General features: G+C 32.3%; 12 protein-coding genes. 9 read left to right on the top strand and 3 right to left on the bottom strand.

Annotation, left to right across the window (positions count from 1 at the left end; all coding sequences use genetic code 11):
* Positions 1-242 precede the first annotated feature (242 nt).
* Positions 243-728 (bottom strand): photosystem I reaction center subunit XI, encoded by a 486-nt coding sequence (locus ACEW8E_RS08490; protein WP_373479918.1) that lies wholly within the window; start codon positions 726-728, stop codon positions 243-245.
* A 190-nt stretch (positions 729-918) separates the two neighbouring features.
* Here ACEW8E_RS08490 and ACEW8E_RS08495 point away from each other — a divergent pair, with 190 nt between their 5' ends.
* Together ACEW8E_RS08495 and hflX are read left to right on the top strand one after the other, a co-directional pair.
* Positions 919-1035 (top strand): photosystem I reaction center subunit VIII, encoded by a 117-nt coding sequence (locus tag ACEW8E_RS08495; RefSeq protein WP_373479907.1) that lies wholly within the window; start codon positions 919-921, stop codon positions 1033-1035.
* A gap of 115 nt (positions 1036-1150) precedes the next feature.
* On the top strand, positions 1151-2830 hold the full coding sequence (gene hflX, locus ACEW8E_RS08500) for a GTPase HflX (protein WP_373479908.1): 1680 nt from the start codon (positions 1151-1153) through the stop codon (positions 2828-2830).
* Between the two features lie 134 nt (positions 2831-2964).
* Here the strand turns inward: hflX and ACEW8E_RS08505 are convergent, their stop codons facing one another.
* Complete coding sequence (locus ACEW8E_RS08505) at positions 2965-3672, bottom strand: fatty acid desaturase (RefSeq protein WP_373479909.1); 708 nt, start codon at positions 3670-3672, stop codon at positions 2965-2967.
* A 164-nt stretch (positions 3673-3836) separates the two neighbouring features.
* Between ACEW8E_RS08505 and ACEW8E_RS08510 the strand changes: the two genes are divergently transcribed.
* The 3 genes from ACEW8E_RS08510 to ACEW8E_RS08520 all read left to right on the top strand — a co-directional run bounded on the left by ACEW8E_RS08510 (position 3837) and on the right by ACEW8E_RS08520 (position 11873).
* Positions 3837-4796, top strand: coding sequence for an orange carotenoid-binding protein (locus ACEW8E_RS08510; RefSeq protein ID WP_373479910.1), 960 nt, complete (start codon positions 3837-3839; stop codon positions 4794-4796).
* 149 nt (positions 4797-4945) lie between these two features.
* A complete protein-coding gene (locus ACEW8E_RS08515) occupies positions 4946-5278 on the top strand; it encodes a hypothetical protein (RefSeq protein WP_373479911.1) in 333 nt (110 codons plus the stop codon).
* 481 nt (positions 5279-5759) lie between these two features.
* A complete protein-coding gene (locus ACEW8E_RS08520) occupies positions 5760-11873 on the top strand; it encodes a translocation/assembly module TamB domain-containing protein (RefSeq protein WP_373479912.1) in 6114 nt (2037 codons plus the stop codon).
* Here ACEW8E_RS08520 and ACEW8E_RS08525 read toward each other — a convergent pair.
* The gene (locus ACEW8E_RS08525; RefSeq protein ID WP_373479913.1) at positions 11845-12573 is read right to left on the bottom strand and encodes a lipoate--protein ligase family protein; all 729 of its coding nucleotides are present in this window, start codon (positions 12571-12573) and stop codon (positions 11845-11847) included. The genes ACEW8E_RS08520 and ACEW8E_RS08525 overlap by 29 nt on opposite strands.
* A gap of 150 nt (positions 12574-12723) precedes the next feature.
* Between ACEW8E_RS08525 and ACEW8E_RS08530 the strand changes: the two genes are divergently transcribed.
* The 4 genes from ACEW8E_RS08530 to fabF all read left to right on the top strand — a co-directional run bounded on the left by ACEW8E_RS08530 (position 12724) and on the right by fabF (position 16373).
* On the top strand, positions 12724-13044 hold the full coding sequence (locus ACEW8E_RS08530) for a DUF3155 domain-containing protein (protein WP_373479914.1): 321 nt from the start codon (positions 12724-12726) through the stop codon (positions 13042-13044).
* Between the two features lie 129 nt (positions 13045-13173).
* On the top strand, positions 13174-14454 hold the full coding sequence (locus ACEW8E_RS08535; protein WP_373479915.1) for a folylpolyglutamate synthase/dihydrofolate synthase family protein: 1281 nt from the start codon (positions 13174-13176) through the stop codon (positions 14452-14454).
* 188 nt (positions 14455-14642) lie between these two features.
* Positions 14643-14891, top strand: coding sequence for an acyl carrier protein (gene acpP / locus ACEW8E_RS08540; protein ID WP_373479916.1), 249 nt, complete (start codon positions 14643-14645; stop codon positions 14889-14891).
* A 231-nt stretch (positions 14892-15122) separates the two neighbouring features.
* Positions 15123-16373 carry a beta-ketoacyl-ACP synthase II gene (gene fabF / locus ACEW8E_RS08545; RefSeq protein WP_373479917.1) on the top strand — a complete coding sequence of 417 codons (1251 nt, stop codon included), beginning with the start codon at positions 15123-15125 and terminating at the stop codon, positions 16371-16373.
* The last annotated feature ends 285 nt before the right edge of the window (positions 16374-16658 follow it).

A 16658-nucleotide genomic window follows, 5' to 3' on the forward strand; every position in this document is an offset into this window, starting at 1 on the left:
TTAGGCATTTTTGCTCAAAAAACAGGGTAGTATTATACAGTTACAAACTCTAATTTCAAAAATCAAAACCATTAAAACCTTTGCCCTTTGCCCATTGCCCTTTGCCCTACCCCTTCCTCAGACTTTTTCAGCAACCCCTAATTAGGAGTTTTTTGATAATTTTCTCGATTCTTGGAGAATAACTAAAAAAAAAGGTGAGCAAAAAAGCCCACCAATGATTATTAATAACTAATTATGATTAATTATGAAGACCAAACGCCACTAGCAACATCAATTAAAGATTTTAAGTGGGGAGTTTCACATAAGAAAAATGCAAAAAATGCACCACCACAAGCACCTAATAAGAAACCACCAGCAAATTCACTCCAACCTTCTTTAGTACCTAAATCTAAAGGTACATTAGGAGTAGTTAGAGTTTCAGTAGGTTTACTAACACCCACAGCACCATAAATAGATAAACAAATGGTGAGGATAGAAACTAAACCAATAGTGGCTAATAAACCAGCAGTAGGTCCATAATCGGTTAAACGAAGAGGTCCTAATACAGCAAAAGGTCCGTATAATAAATAACCATGAGCCATACCAATTTCCAAGCCACGACGGTTAGCTGATAAACCTTGACGATAAGCCGGAAGGGCGTTAATAAATGCTTTAGTAAAAGCAGATCCATTTACGGGAGTAGAGAGATTTCCTACTTGAGGATCGTTACCGCAATTAACTACATCAATACTCATTGCTTTTTATGTAATCTCCTTAAAGTTTTTATCAAAAATTGACTATTTTTAGGTTACTTTAACTTGATCAGAGCCTGAGAAGAATTTTTTGTTAAGAATCTTTATATTTGATCCTTTTTGGTCTAACTTCACAGTATTATCCATTTAAGTTAATTTTATTTTTTAGTATAGGAACATATCAACTATGATTGGAGATTTTGCCGCAGCTTTTTTACCTAGTATTTTAGTTCCCGCCGTTGGTTTAGTTATGCCCGCTATTGTTATGGCTTTATTATTCTTACAAATCGAAAGCGAAGCCTAAATAAATGAACTATCATTAACAATAAACAATAAAAAAACAAGGTGGATAGGTAAATAAGTATATTTATTTATTACCTTCCATCGCCCCCAAAATTATTCACTTTCAATAATTATGAATGACAACTGAAAATATTTACGGTAATCTTCAAGGTTTAAAACCTAATCAACTTAAACAGTTACAAAAACTTTATCAACAACGTATCCGTAGCGATCGCCTAACCACTACAGAATTAGCCGAAAGAATCGCTGCTGTTAGTACAGATCTTAAACAGCCCGTTTGCGTCTATTTAAACCGTCGTGGACAAGTGATCAGAGTAGGGGTTGGTACACCTCGTCAAACTCAGATTCCCCCCTTAGAATTACCCCGTTATGGAGCACAAAGATTATCAGGTATCCGTTGTTTAGCCACTTCTTTAAAAGTTGAACCACCTAGTGAAGCCTGTTTGACGGCTATGGCAAGGCAGAGATTAGACGCTCTAATGATGTTTACCCTCACAGGAAAAGGCCTTATGGCGAAAGGTGGAGGGGCAAAGGGTTTTATTAAAGATGTTTATTTAGCACATTTATTGCCCATTCAGGAAGATAATACATTATGGCAAATTTCTCCTCCACAAAATATTGATGTCATAGCCGAGCAAGATTTTCTTGATTTAGTAGAAAGTTTAGAAGCCGAATTTAGTCGAGAATTTATTGCTCAAGATGTTTCTTCTGGGCAGGATAAAGTTTTATTAGTGGGATTGATGACGGCAAAAATGACACAACAAAAATTTCAAGATAGTTTACAAGAATTAGCTTTATTGGTAGATAGTGCGGGAGGAAATGTTTTAGCTACTATAGAACAAAAACGTTCTAATCCTCATCCTCAAACCTTAGTAGGTGCAGGAAAAGTGGAAGAAATTGCTTTACAAGTGCAAACTTTAGGGGTGAATTTAGTGGCATTTGATCGAGATTTATCACCAGCACAAGTGCGTAATTTAGAATTACAATTCGGCGTTAGAGTCGTAGATCGTACAGAAGTAATTTTAGATATATTCGCTCAAAGGGCGCAATCAGGGGCTGGTAAATTACAGGTAGAATTAGCTCAACTAGAATATATGTTACCAAGGTTAACAGGTAGAGGGTTAGCTATGTCTCGGTTAGGAGGAGGTATTGGTACAAGAGGACCAGGAGAAACAAAATTAGAAACCGAAAGACGAGCAATTCAAAAACGGATCACAAGATTGCAACAAGAAGTAAATCAGTTACAAAGTCATCGCTCAAGATTACGACAACAACGCCAACAAAATGAAATTCCTTCCGTTGCTATTGTTGGATATACCAATGCAGGAAAATCGACTTTAATCAATGCGTTAACTAATGCTGAAGTTTACACTGCGGATCAACTTTTTGCTACATTAGATCCTACAACAAGAAGACTAACTATCACCAATAAAAATACTGCGGAATCTAGGACAATTTTATTAACCGATACCGTTGGTTTTATCCACGAATTACCACCATCTTTAATGGATTCTTTTCGGGCAACTTTAGAAGAAGTAACCGAAGCAGATGCAATATTGCACGTTGTAGATTTATCTCATCCCACTTGGGAAAGTCACATCAATTCAGTAAAAGCAATTTTAGCAGATATGCCTTTAACACCTAATACTCAACTAATAGTTTTCAATAAAATAGATAAAGCCGATATTGAACATTTAGAAACTGCTAAAAATAATTATCCTCAAAGTGTCTTTATTTCCGCCGAAAAACGTCTAGGTTTAGAAACTTTACGAAATCGTTTAGTCGATATACAGTAATCTATGGTGCTGATTGATTCTTCTGCTAATTAATTCTTTCAAATTCAGGCAGATATTGATTATAATTTTAATTAGTTTCAATCCACCAAAAGATAACTTTTTTGCATCGTCTATTCAATCAATTAATTATTTTTTTATTTAATGTAGGTTTTAAAAAAAGGTAATTTCCACCAAGGTATAAAAGGGTATTGATGATGTTCTTGATGATAACTAAAATGATAACAGGCAATTAGAGATAAAAACAGAGGTAAATAAAGGCTTTTTATTGATGACACATCATTTTTTTCCTTGCTACCGTGACGATGAGGTAAAAAAGTACCAAAGAAAAATAACTGTAATGAGCTTAAAATTAATGGTAATGCCCAAAAAAGCAATAAATGAAGCCAAGTAACTTTACAATAATAAGCACTCAATAACACAAGTACGGATAAGCGAAATAAATGTTTAAGACTGAGATATTTAGTCATAAACTCTATATACCAATTTAAAAAATTATCATTATCATTATTATGGAAATCTGGATCAAGATTAGTACCTGAAAATTGATGATGTAATAAATGTTTTTCTTTTAAATTTTCATAGGATAAAAAAGCATATAAAATTAAGGCAATTTTACTGATTGAATCATTAACCCTAATATTAGAAGGAAAAATAAGACCGTGCATTCCATCATGGGCAATAATAAATAATCCTGTATTTAGAAAAGTTTGCCATAGGATTAATAATAAAATAATTAGATAATTAACTTTAGTTAAATCGTTAATTTGATAAGTAACAATTGTTAAAATCCAAAGGATAATAATTACCAAAGCCACCAGTAAACCCAAGTAATTATCTATCATATTTCTCCGTTTTTCCCTTAAATTAGGACTGAAAATGAACACAAACTCTAAGGTAACAGTATATTTTGTTTAATCATTGTCGCAAAATCCACACCTAAAATTAAATATTTTTTTTACAAATGATGTTAAATTAGTTACAGAATTTTACAAAATCGGTGTTAATTATGCCTTTCACTATTGATTCAGCTCGGACAATCTTCCCTCAAACTTTAGCTGCTGATGTTGTACCCGCTACCATCGCAAGATTTACTCAATTAAATGCCGAAGATCAATTAGCATTAATTTGGTTTGCATACCTAGAAATGGGTAAAACCATCACCATTGCAGCACCCGGGGCAGCTAGTATGGTATTAGCAGAATCTACCCTCAACGAAATCAAAACCATGACACCCCAACAGCAATCACAAGCCATGTGTGATTTAGCTAATCGTGCTGACACTCCTCTTTGTCGTACTTATGCAATTTGGTCAGCAAACATCAAACTAGGTTTCTGGTATCAGTTAGGTAAATTCATGGAAGAAGGTATTGTTGCACCTATTCCTGAAGGTTATCTCCTTTCTGCCAATGCTAACTCTGTTTTAGATGCTATCAAAAAACTAGAATCTGGACAACAAATTACCGTACTTCGCAATGCTGTAGTTGACATGGGTTACGACGTAGCCAAATTAGGTAATTATACCTCAGTCATCGAACCTGTTACACCTCCTCAAGAAATCTCACAACGTACTAAAGTTTCCATTCCGGGTGTAACTAACGCCACAGTGCTTAATTACATGGATAATTTAAACGCCAATGATTTTGATACTTTAATTGAATTATTCCTTCCTGATGGTGCATTACAACCTCCTTTCAAACGTCCTATTGTCGGTAAAGACAATATTTCCCGTTTCTTTAAAGAAGAATGTCAAAACCTGAAATTAATTCCCCAACAGGGTGTAACCGAACCAGCAGACGGCGGTTTTACTCAAATTAAAGTGACAGGAAAAGTACAAACTCCTTGGTTTGGTGGTAATGTCGGCATGGATATTGCTTGGCGTTTTCTCCTTAACCCCGAAGGTAAAATCTTTTTCGTTGCCATTGATTTATTAGCCTCTCCTAAAGAATTATTAAATTTAATCCGCTAGTATTTAAAAAAACATAGTTAAAATTTACCAAAAATAAAATTAAAGAGTTTTTCCTCATGAGAGACTCTTTTTTTTTGTATTTTGATCAAATATATTGATATGATATAGAAATGTTTATATTTTCTTATATCCTTTTTTTATAAAACACTATGACTACAATAATTACGGAAACAGGATGGACTACTAAAGAAATAGAAATTAGCCAACAAGTTTTAAATAAAGCATATCAACGAGAAACTCAAACTTTGGTGTCTGAAGTACGACATAAAATTAATAATATGACAGAGATGGAGCATCTTTGGCAAGTCCATGATATTTTGAGCGCAAAGCGCTATGATCTTGATGGTAAATATGATGCTAGAGAGCCAATGTTGGTTTTTACCTTTGCTCAACTATTAAAAGAAGGTTGGATAAGTTTAGAAGAGTTACGAGGTTTAGACTCAGCAAAATTAGCGAAAATATCTTCTTTATCTAAAATTTAATTATTATTATTATTTTATCGTTATTAAACATTTTGCGAATAAGAAAATATACAACTATTCGCATTTTTTATGGCAATATTTTATCTGTAAAAACTTTAACTAAAATGCTCAAATATTTAATTTTATACTCTTCTTAATAAGGATAATTTAACAGATAATCTATGTTTATATTGAGGTTGAAAGTCATCAAATTAAGGCTATTGGAGTTTTGAAATTATGAATTTATAATATAAAAATCAAGACATAAAAAATATTTTGATTTGCTTTTATATATAGAAAATATAAATATTATAAAAAGATTACGAAGTTTTTAAAATTAGTAATTCTACTTTTTTTAGAGTAAAATAATGTTTATTAGAAAAAGTAATTTGCTTTATAAAATAAAATTTCGGTAATATTTAATTTTTTGATATACAATTTAGTTGATGAAGTGACTTAGTTAAAAAAAACATCAAAATCAGATTGAGTTGAGTGTGAGGAAATGACTAATCAACAACCGCCAGAGACAGATTCTAACCCACAGCCATTAAGTTTCAGTGACAAAGTTGTGGGAATGATTCAAAAACCTCACATTCAAATTGTATCTTTAGTAACAATCACAGTCATAGCCGTTGCGGGATATGAAGGGAGTAAATATTTAGCAAAAATCATTCCTTTACGATTAGAAACAGAGTTAGAAAGAGTTTTAGATAGAAATGTAAATTTAGGAGATATTAGTAGTTTTTCTTTTAATGAAGTAATTATCGAAAATTTAGAGATTCCAGCCACCGAAAAAGATCCTAGTTTTTTAGAGATAGATGCTGTTAAGATTAGGATAGGTATATGGTCAACTATTATTAATCGTAGTTTAACCATCGATGTTATTGCTAATGATATAACTGGTTATGCACAATTAGATAAGTTATTCCCTCCCCAAGATTTACAAAAACCTTTACCTAATTCTCTTAAGTTGCCGCCGTTACCCATACCTATCACGGCAAATATAAATTTACGGTTACAAAATAGTAAAATTTCTGTCACCCCCGATGGTTTACAAAAAGTTGTCGAAGTTAAGACGAAAGGAAACTTAAGATTAATTTATGACAATGACACTCAACCCCTTGATTATCAATTAGAAAATACTATTAATGGAAGTAACGACATTAACCTTAAGGGAAAAATTTTATTAAGCAATACCGAAAGTGAAAATCAGTTAGAAATTAATTATCTTTATTTACCCGATATAGCTTATTTAATTCCTCAGTTACCTTTAGACATTACCGAAGGAAGATTAAACGGAAAGTTAGACTTAGTTACTTCTTCTTTACCAGAATTTCAAGCAACAAAAATCAACGGTAATATTAATTTAGAAGATATTGAAGGAAAAATTAATCTTCAGAAAGTTAATGATAATAAAAAAATAATAACTATTCCTCTTTTAGGGAAAAATTTTACTTTCAACGCTTCGATGGATATTGAAGAAAAATCTCTTAATATTGTCAAAAGTAAATTTAGTTTAGGGGAATTAAATGGTTCAATTAAAGGTAATATTCATCAAGAAGAAGGTTATAATCTACAAGGAAATCTTAACCAAGTTAGTATCAAAAAGATTTTACCTAGTTTAGCCATCAAGTTACCTTTACCTATAGATGGTTTAATGACGGCTTATGTAACTATGGCAGGAAACTTAGATAATCCGCAAATTCAAGGAAAAGTTAAGATTAATAATAGTCTGATTGATAAAATCGAGTTGGGTAATATTGATAGTCAATTTATCGCTAATGTAGATAATATCGCCTTTAAGAAAATAGTCATTAAGCCACCAACGGGAGGAGAAATTCTTAGTCAAGGAGTTATTAATACTAATTTTCGTCAACCTATTATTCAAGGAAAAAGTATTGAGTTTCAAACAACACCTTTTAATTTTAAATTTACCGCTAACTTACCCTCATCAGAATTAATCAAATCTTACGAAATTTTACCTCAAGGAATTAATATCGGCAGTGTTTTAGCCACAGGAGAAATTAAAGGTAACGTTAATCAACCTCAAGGATTAGTTTCTTTTTCTTTTCCTAACATCAAGGAAGAAAATTTAGGAATTTTATCTGCTACAGGAAATTTAACCATCAATAAACAAGCAGTTAATTTAATTGATACTGAGTTAGTGGTTAAAGAAAATAGACTCACTGTTAACGGTAGTAGTAATTGGCAGGAAAAAACTTGGCAAGTTAATCTCGTTAGTGACGATATAAATTTAACTCCTTTTCTTCCTCAATTTTGCGAAAGACTTTCTAGTTGTCAAAATTCTCAAGTTAATTTACCGATAGTAGCGAAAAATGTTGATGTGAGTTTGAGGGGAAATAGAGGAGAAGAAGTCAACCTTAATACTATCCAAGGTGATGGTAAAGTTAAACTAATTATTGATGACGGTAATTTAAAATTAAATTCTACTTTAGTTAATGGTAATTTAATTACCAATGGTAAAGCGTCAGAAATATCTGTGGGTAAATTATTCCCTTCTTTTCCTTTGGTTACTCAAATAGTTAATAGCGATATTAAAATCATTGGCGATATAGAAGAATTATTAAAAATCCCTGAAACTGATAATTTTCCTAATAGTTTCAAAATTTTTGCGGATAGTCAACTGCGTATAGAAAAAGGATTAATTAATGCTGTTGCGAGTATCGATAATAAAAAAACAGAAATTACCGCCGATGTTAATCAAATATCTATCAATAAAATAATCCCTTCTTTTTCAGGGGTAGTTAATTCAAGTTTAATCAATGTCACAGCTAAAACAACGGAATTATATTCCTTAGCAAGACAACCTTTTAACTATCAAAATTTTGCTAATATAAATAGTCTTAACTTAATGGCAAAAGTTAATGGTAATTTAGCAGGAGGTTACTTTAACACTCAAGCAAAAATTAATAATGGTTTAGTTTTCCTCGAAGGCATTACCGAAAAAATTTCTCTTTCTCAATTATTCCCTAACATTAAAACAAAAAACTTTAATACTAATATCACTTTTACTAGCAATTTATCGGAGTTGCTTTCTTTTTCCTCTAACTATTTAGAAAATCAAACCTTTTCCTCTTTTCCTAGTTTAAATATTCGTCTTGATAGTAATTTTGATATAGCCAAAGGAAGAGTTTTAGTCACAACGAAGGTTAAAGATAATCAATGGCAAAGTCAAATTAATACTCAAAACATCAACCTTGACAATCTCAATCAACAACTTGCTTTTGTGAAAGAAAATTCTCAGGTAAATCTTTCTTCTTTAGATAAAGTCAATAGCAAAATAAATCTCAGTGGTAATCTTTCTCCTTTAAACCAAACAAATTTTTCTCTTCCTATCAATCTTCAATCAGCAATGATAGAATCAGGAAAAAACTCTATTCAAGCCAAAGGTAAGTTTAACTTAGTTAATCTCTTTACGAAACCCGATGTCAATAATATACAACTTCAAGTAACCGCTAATTCTAACTTAAATGTTATTCCCGTCAATCAACTTTTTTCCTCTTTATCTAAGGATAAGGGTATCAACTTTTTTCCTTCATCAGTAAATCTCGATGGTAAAGTTAACTTTCAAGGTTTTGTTAATGCGCAAAATTTATTAACTAATCTCCTTGGTAAAAATAATCTCAACATCGAAGGTAACTTAACTCTCAATAATCTTAACTTTAATCAACTAGAATTTGAATCTTTCTTAACAGGAAAACTGATAATAAATCCTAGTCAAAAAATTATCATGGATTTACGAGGAAAAGAAGATGTTATTGCTGTCTCTTTTGTCAAAGAAAGTTTATCTATTCCCAAGATGAATTTAACTTTTCCTTATACCCCTGATTCTTTAGAAATAACAAAAGGAAGAAACTCTGGTTTTTCCCTTCAAGGCAAAAGACAAGGAAAAGAATTTTTTGCTACTATCAACAACTTTGCTTTAGAAAACTTACAACTTAAACCAGCTATCAATTATGGTATCAATGGAAAAATTCAAGGAAATTTAGCAACAAATATCGTCATCAATTTAACAGACTTTTCCGCTAACGGAAATTTAACTTTAGATAACCTTGGTATTGGCAACCTTATCGCTAGACAATTTACCACTAACTTTAACTTTCAAAATGATACCGCACAATTAAATGATGGGCGACTAAATTTTGCAAAAACGAAGTATGATTTAACGGGGAAAATTAACTTTGCTACTCAAGATATAGAAGGAAAAATTAATTTACAAGGTAATGTAGAAGATATTTTTTCTACTCTCAAAATAACTGACGTTGCCACTTTAACTTCTTTAGTTAAACAATTACAAAATCAAAATGAATTAGTATCTGCCGATAACATTCCTCCTCAATCTTTAGGCAAGGAAAACGACACTATAAAAACTAAAGTTAATCTACTTTATAGTATCGATAAACAAATAAAAGCCATGGCAAAACAAATAGAGTCAGGTAAAATTCCTAATGACTTAGACATAACAGGAGGTTATCAAGGAGAGATTCTTCTTGGTGGTAAATTCACGAATCCTGAAATCAACCTTGGCTTTGAAGGTAAAAATTGGCAATGGCTTCCTCAACAAAACTTTCCAAATATAGTTGACTCTTTAGGTTTAATTATGCAAAAAAACCAAGTCATCACTATTCCCAAAATAGCTTTCGATGCTAAATTTAAAAATAATAATTTATCCCTTCAACCTTTTATTCTTAATATTGCCAATAGTGAGATTTTCTTTACTGGCAATTTATCCCTCGAAAAACAAGAAGGAGAATTTAAACTCAAAGATTTTCCTCTGGATTTTATTACCACTTTTTTCCCTACTTCCGTTGACGTTGAAAGTTTAATTAACTTAGATGCCAAAATTTCAGGAAATTTATTAAATCCTCAAATCATCGGAAACTTAAGTTTAAATAACACTGCCGTTGATGGCGCAATTATCGATAATCAAATAAATGCTAACTTTAATTATGATGACTATCAGTTAAATCTAACTACCGAAGAAAATTCAAATATTAAACTAAATGCCATCATACCCTATCATCCTTTTGTTACTTCAGAAAAACCAGCTTTAATCAATGTCAAATTAGATGATAAAAATATGGCATTATTAGGTTTATTAACTCAAGGAAAATTACAGCTAACAGGAGGAAATTTTAATACAGATTTAACCCTTTATTTAGCTTCTATTCAAAACTTTAATTTACAAGAAGTTGAAATAGGAGGGAATATTAATTTTGATAATACCGAAGTTAAAAGTAATAGCTTAAATCAACCTTTTTACCTTTCAGGAAATATTAACTTATTAAAAGAAAAACAAGCCATCAATGTTGAAAATTTATCCGCAAAAATAAATAATTCTAATGTTGATATTAATGGAATTTTACCTCTATTTAAACCCATCACTAATAACGATAACATTCTCACGGTAAATATCAATAATCAAGCCTTACAATTAAAAGATATTTATTCGGGAAAAATTGACGGGAATATCACTATTAATGGTACAATCGTTACTCCAGAAATTGGTGGTTATTTAGGTTTAAATAATGGTAATTTTAACCTTCCACCTACCCCCCAAAACCCTTCTTCTTCACCTAATCAACTATTATGGAGTCAATGGTTAAGTAATCCCTCTTCTTCTACCTCTCCCATTTTTCAACCAAAATTAACTGATTTTTCCCTCAAACTCGAAAATACACAATTAGCTAGATGGGGGTTATATCGTTTTCTATTTGGAGGTGATTTGACGCTAAACGGTGGGCTACTTGAAGCTCAAAACATCCGAGCTAACGGGGCAATAAACCTTCGTAGAGGGCAGATTTACTTAGGAGGAACAAATTCTTTAGCAACAGTGACATCTAATCTTGGATTTGGACAAACTACATTTTTCTTATCCCGCACTAATAATAATAATATCACTTTTGATCCTAATGAAAATATCTTGAATCCAGATATTGATATAGAGTTACAAGCAGATATTGTAGATTATTCTCGACAATTACCCAATACTCAGCGTAACGAAATATCAGAGCCTATTATCAGAGGAGGTAGAGGAGATAATGTTCAAGTTATCTTAAAAATTGACGGTGGCTTATCTCAATTATTACCAGTATTATCCAATAATGTCAATAATTATTGTCGTTTACCTGTTTCTAAACCCATTGCTGAAAATACTCAATTATCACCTTCACAGTTAAATAAAGTATCTGAATGTGTCAATTTAGCTATGTTAAATCAACAAGGTTCAAATCTCAATCTTTTAAATTCTCCTTTAGTATCTTTGAGTAGTATTCCTAATCGTAGTCAAGGAGAGTTAATTAACTTAATTATAGGGGGACAATTGTTAAATTTAGCAACTCAATTACAGGATTTAAGTGGGCAACAATTATTTGAAAATGGTTTAGCACAATTTATTTTAGTACCTTTAGCCAATAATATCAGTTTTGGTGTCAATGAAACTGTTAGTAGTTGGGGAAAACCTTTAGGAATGAAAGATTTACGGGTTTTTCCTTTAGTAGAAGGAGTTTATAAAGTAAAAGATGAATCTACTGTTTCTGTGTCTTATGATTATATTTATGGTGAATTTAAAGTACGTTATCAAATGAGATTTTAATTTGCGCTAATTCATCGTCGGATAAAGGTTGAATCACAAACTGACAGTCAAAGCATTCCGCCGCCACTTCTATCAAGGTTTCGACAATGTCATTTATCGACAAAGATTCGGGGATAATTTGTTTTGGGGGTAGGCTATGAAAAACTCTCTCAAATAAGTCTAAATCGGGATTTAAGAGCATTGAACCGTGTTGTAGGGTAAATTTGCCTTTTTTTAGTTGAGCACTGCCAATAAACTTATTCTCGTAGAAATCAACTAAATCAGCATTAGTAGCTAATTTAAAGCAATTTGCTGATTGTAAATATTGTCTTTCGGGTTGTCCAAAATATAATTCAATTCCTAGTTTTCGCCATCCCAAAATTAAAAATTGACATATTTGTCGATATACTTGATCTAAATTACCTTCTAAGTGAGATGTAATAACGGCATAGGTTAAATCTCCTTGATGTAATACTCCACGACCACCACTAGGACGCTTCACTATCTCTAAGGGTTTTCCTTGATAAGTTAAATTCTGCCAATGGTTAGGAAAATGACGTTTTTGGCTGACACCTAAAGAAATAGTTGCCTGATTCCATGTATAAAATCGTAGGGTTGGAGGATGATTATTTTTTTGATGTTGTGTCAGTAGCCATTCATCAATAGCCATTTGTATTTTACCCGAAGTGTTCATTAAAGGGATTAAACGCCATGTTTTCATAAAAATTTAACTATTTTCCGCAAATAAATTGTTTATTTTATAAGCCTAAAAATTCTTTTGGTCAAGGGGATTGACTTTCTTGAAAAAACGTTATATAATTTCCGAAAATGTAGTAAATATAACATTTAACTTATGAAGGAGGAAGTAAGGTTGGCTAGGAAGAGAAAGCGCAAAAGTCGCCGCCGCCTTGAAGGACGTAAAATCTTAGAATTAGTACCTCATTTCTATATTGAAAGTGGAGAAGATAAGCCTGTAACCGCCGCTCGTAAGCACATCAGAGCGAATGGTATTACTCCTCCAGCTTTATTAGTTGTCAAAAGAAATGAACATACTACAGATAGATACTTCTGGGCTGAAAAGGGATTATTTGGCGCTCAATATGTTGAAGAAAATCATTTTCTCTTCCCTAGTTTAAGAGTTATTAAACCACAAGTCAAGAGCAATATACCAGCTTTATCTACTACTCACTAACATTTTTTTAGTTAAGACAGTTTTTGTAGGTAACATTTTCTTATTGTATTTGTGGGTTTTAAATATTTAATTTAATTTTTAAGGGGTTTATCCCCTCTTTTTTTGTGCAATTTATTACACGTTTAAAATATGGAAACCAATATTAATTTATTATTAGAATATTACCAAAAATTTGGGATTGATTTATCTTTAAATAGAATCGAAAATTTATTAAACTTATTAGGTAATCCTCATAAAAAAGTTCCCATAATTCATGTAGCTGGTACAAATGGCAAGGGTTCGGTTTGTGCCTATTTATCCTCTATTTTTACCCAAGCTGGTTATAAAACAGGACGTTATACTTCTCCTCATTTAGTTAATTGGAATGAAAGAATCTGCTTAAATGAACAACCTATTACCGAAAAAAAATTAATTGATCTTCTCACACATATTAATCATATCATTAATTCAAGTAGTGAGTGTCCTACACAATTTGAAGTAATTACTGCCGCCGCATGGCTTTTTTTTGCACAATCACAAGTTGATATTGCTATTATCGAAGTGGGTTTAGGAGGAAGATTAGATGCTACTAATGTATGCGATCGCCCTTTAGCTAGTATAATTACATCTATTAGTCGTGAACATTGGCAAAGATTAGGAAATACCCTTGAGAAAATAGCCACGGAAAAGGCTGGTATTATTAAACAAGAATGTCAGACAATTATCGGCAATCTACCGCCATCAGCCAAAGAAGTTGTGGAAAAAACAGTCAAAAAATTAAATTGTCCAACTATTTGGGTAGAATCTGCCCAAAGAATTTCTAAAAATGGTCAAAATTGGGCAAAATATCAAGATATTGAATATCCTTTATCTTTAAAGGGAGATATACAATTACAAAATTCAGCTTTGGCGATCGCCACGGTTAAAACTTTACAAAGTAGGGGATGGGATATAAGTAGAGAAGCCATGGAAAAAGGTATGAGTGAAACCCGTTGGCGAGGAAGAATTGAATGGGTAACATGGAAAGGAGAGAAAATACTCATAGATGGAGCTCATAACGTAGCTGCTTCACAAATATTGAGGGAATATGTAGATACTTTAGACAAAGAAATTATTTGGGTAATGGGAATGTTAGAGACAAAAGATCATCAAGGAATTTTTAGGAACTTACTACGTCCTCAAGATCAATTAAATTTAGTACCAGTACCCGATCATATCACAGCAACCCCTGAACAATTAGCTAAATTAGCTACAGAAATTGAGCCCAATTTAACTAAAATTGAAACTTATCAAGATTTATTTTTAGCCTTAGAAACCGTTATCAAAACAGTAAATCAAGAAAAACAAACCATCGTTATTTGTGGTTCATTATATCTTTTAGGATACTTTATCAAACTTAATGAAATATCAACAATGAACAGCAATTATTGAAAAAAACAGTTGATAGTGAATAGTTAAAAATCAAAATTAGAAAGTTGAACCATTTTTAGATATTATTATTAATTGCTTACCAAAAAAATGTAAACTAAAAAACAGTCAAACATTTTGTATTAATTTTTATTACTTAATAGAATAGAAATAATAAGCAGGTTAATAGTTTAAATAAATATAGAGAAAATATGAACTTAGAAATATTAGAGAAAGTACAAGGAATCGTTGTTGATCAATTAGATGTTGAAATAGAACGTGTAACACCTGAAGCTAACTTTGTTAACGATTTAGACGCTGATTCTTTAGATGTTGTGGAATTAGTAATGGCTTTAGAGGAAGAATTTGAAATTGAAATTACCGATGAAGAAGCAGAAAAAATTTCCACTGTAGGTGCAGCCGTAGAGCATATTCAAAGCAAAACCCAAGCAGCCGCATAAGATTAAATTTTCTTTTTTTTTAGAAGTTTTCTTAGTTTTATGATAACTAAATTGAGCAAAATTCACTTACTCTGTTTAGTTATCCATCAAAAATTAAAATATCATTTAACAGAAACAATAAGACAAGAAGCCTACATTGTAAACCTATTATTAATGTTAAGTACTTCACAACTTATTACTTATGTCTGGGATTAACCGCAGATGTACATATATATATATATATAAATAATTATGACTAATTCACAACTAAAAAGAGTTGTAGTTACAGGTTTAGGAGCGATAACTCCCATCGGTAACACTTTAGAGACATACTGGCAAGGTTTAATAGAAGGGCGAAATGGTATCGGAATGATTACTTGTTTTGATACAAAAGATCATGCTTCTAAAATTGCTGGAGAAGTCAAAAACTTTGATCCTTTATTATACATGGATCGTAAAGAAGCTAAACGCATGGCAAGATTTTCTCAATTCGCCATTGCCGCTAGTAAAGATGCTTTGAAAGACGCTAATTTAATCATCAATGATGATAACGCCGACGATATTGGTATTGTTATCGGCACTGGAGTTGGCGGTTTAAGTGTAATGGAAGAACAACAAGAAGTATTGCTAACTAAAGGACCAAATCGAGTTACTCCGTTTCTTGTACCAACTATGATTTGTAATATGGCGGCTGGTTTAACGGCGATTCATGTGGGGGCAAAAGGGCCTAATTCTTGCTCTGTAACGGCTTGTGCGGCTGGTTCAAATGCCATTGGGGATGCTTTTCGTCTCATTCAAAATGGTTATGCTAAAGCCATGATTTGCGGTGGTACAGAAGCAGCGATCACTCCTTTAGCTATGGCTGGTTTTGCTTCAGCAAAGGCTTTATCTACCCGCAATGATAGCCCTGAAACTGCTAGTCGCCCTTTTGATCAAGATCGTGATGGTTTTGTCATGGGGGAAGGTTCGGGTATCCTTATTTTAGAAGAAAGACAGTACGCTTTGGCACGGGGTGCAAAAATTTATGCTGAAATGGTGGGTTATGGTATGACTTGCGATGCTTATCACATGACTTCTCCAGTACCCGAAGGAGATGGAGCAACTAAAGCCATTGAATTAGCCCTCAAAGATGGAAATTTAAGCCCCTCTGACATCAGTTATGTTAATGCTCATGGCACAAGTACTTCTGCTAATGACAAAACAGAAACTAAGGCTATTAAACGGGCTTTAGGGGATAATGCTTATAACATTGTGGTGAGTTCGACTAAATCCATGACAGGGCATTTATTAGGTGGCTCTGGTGGTATCGAAGCGGTGGCAACGGTTTTGGCGATCGCAAATGATGAAGTACCTCCAACGATTAACTTAACTAACCCAGATGCTAACTGTGATTTAGATTATGTACCTAATAAAAGCCGTAAGGTAAAAGTAGATGTTGCTTTATCTAATTCTTTTGGTTTTGGCGGACATAATGTTACTTTAGCGTTTCGCAAACATCAATAACCCCGTAGATTAGCCCCTGGCCCCCAACTTTGGAGGTGAAAGAAAAAAAAGTCCCCAGAATTGGGGATTTAGGGGCAAAATAGTCTAATCGATAAATTAACTGAAAGAAAAAAACTGAAGTAATTTGATGTCTATAAACTCATTATTTAAGTAGGGTTTGCTGAATAAATCAGAAAGCTATTAAAATCAAGGCTTGGGGCATCGTTAAGTTAATAAAAAAGTGCGTAGTTTTAGGCATTTTTGCTCAAAAAACAGGGTAGTATTATACAGTTACAAACTCTAATT

Source organism: Geminocystis sp. (assembly GCF_041753295.1).
Classification (GTDB): domain Bacteria; phylum Cyanobacteriota; class Cyanobacteriia; order Cyanobacteriales; family Cyanobacteriaceae; genus Geminocystis.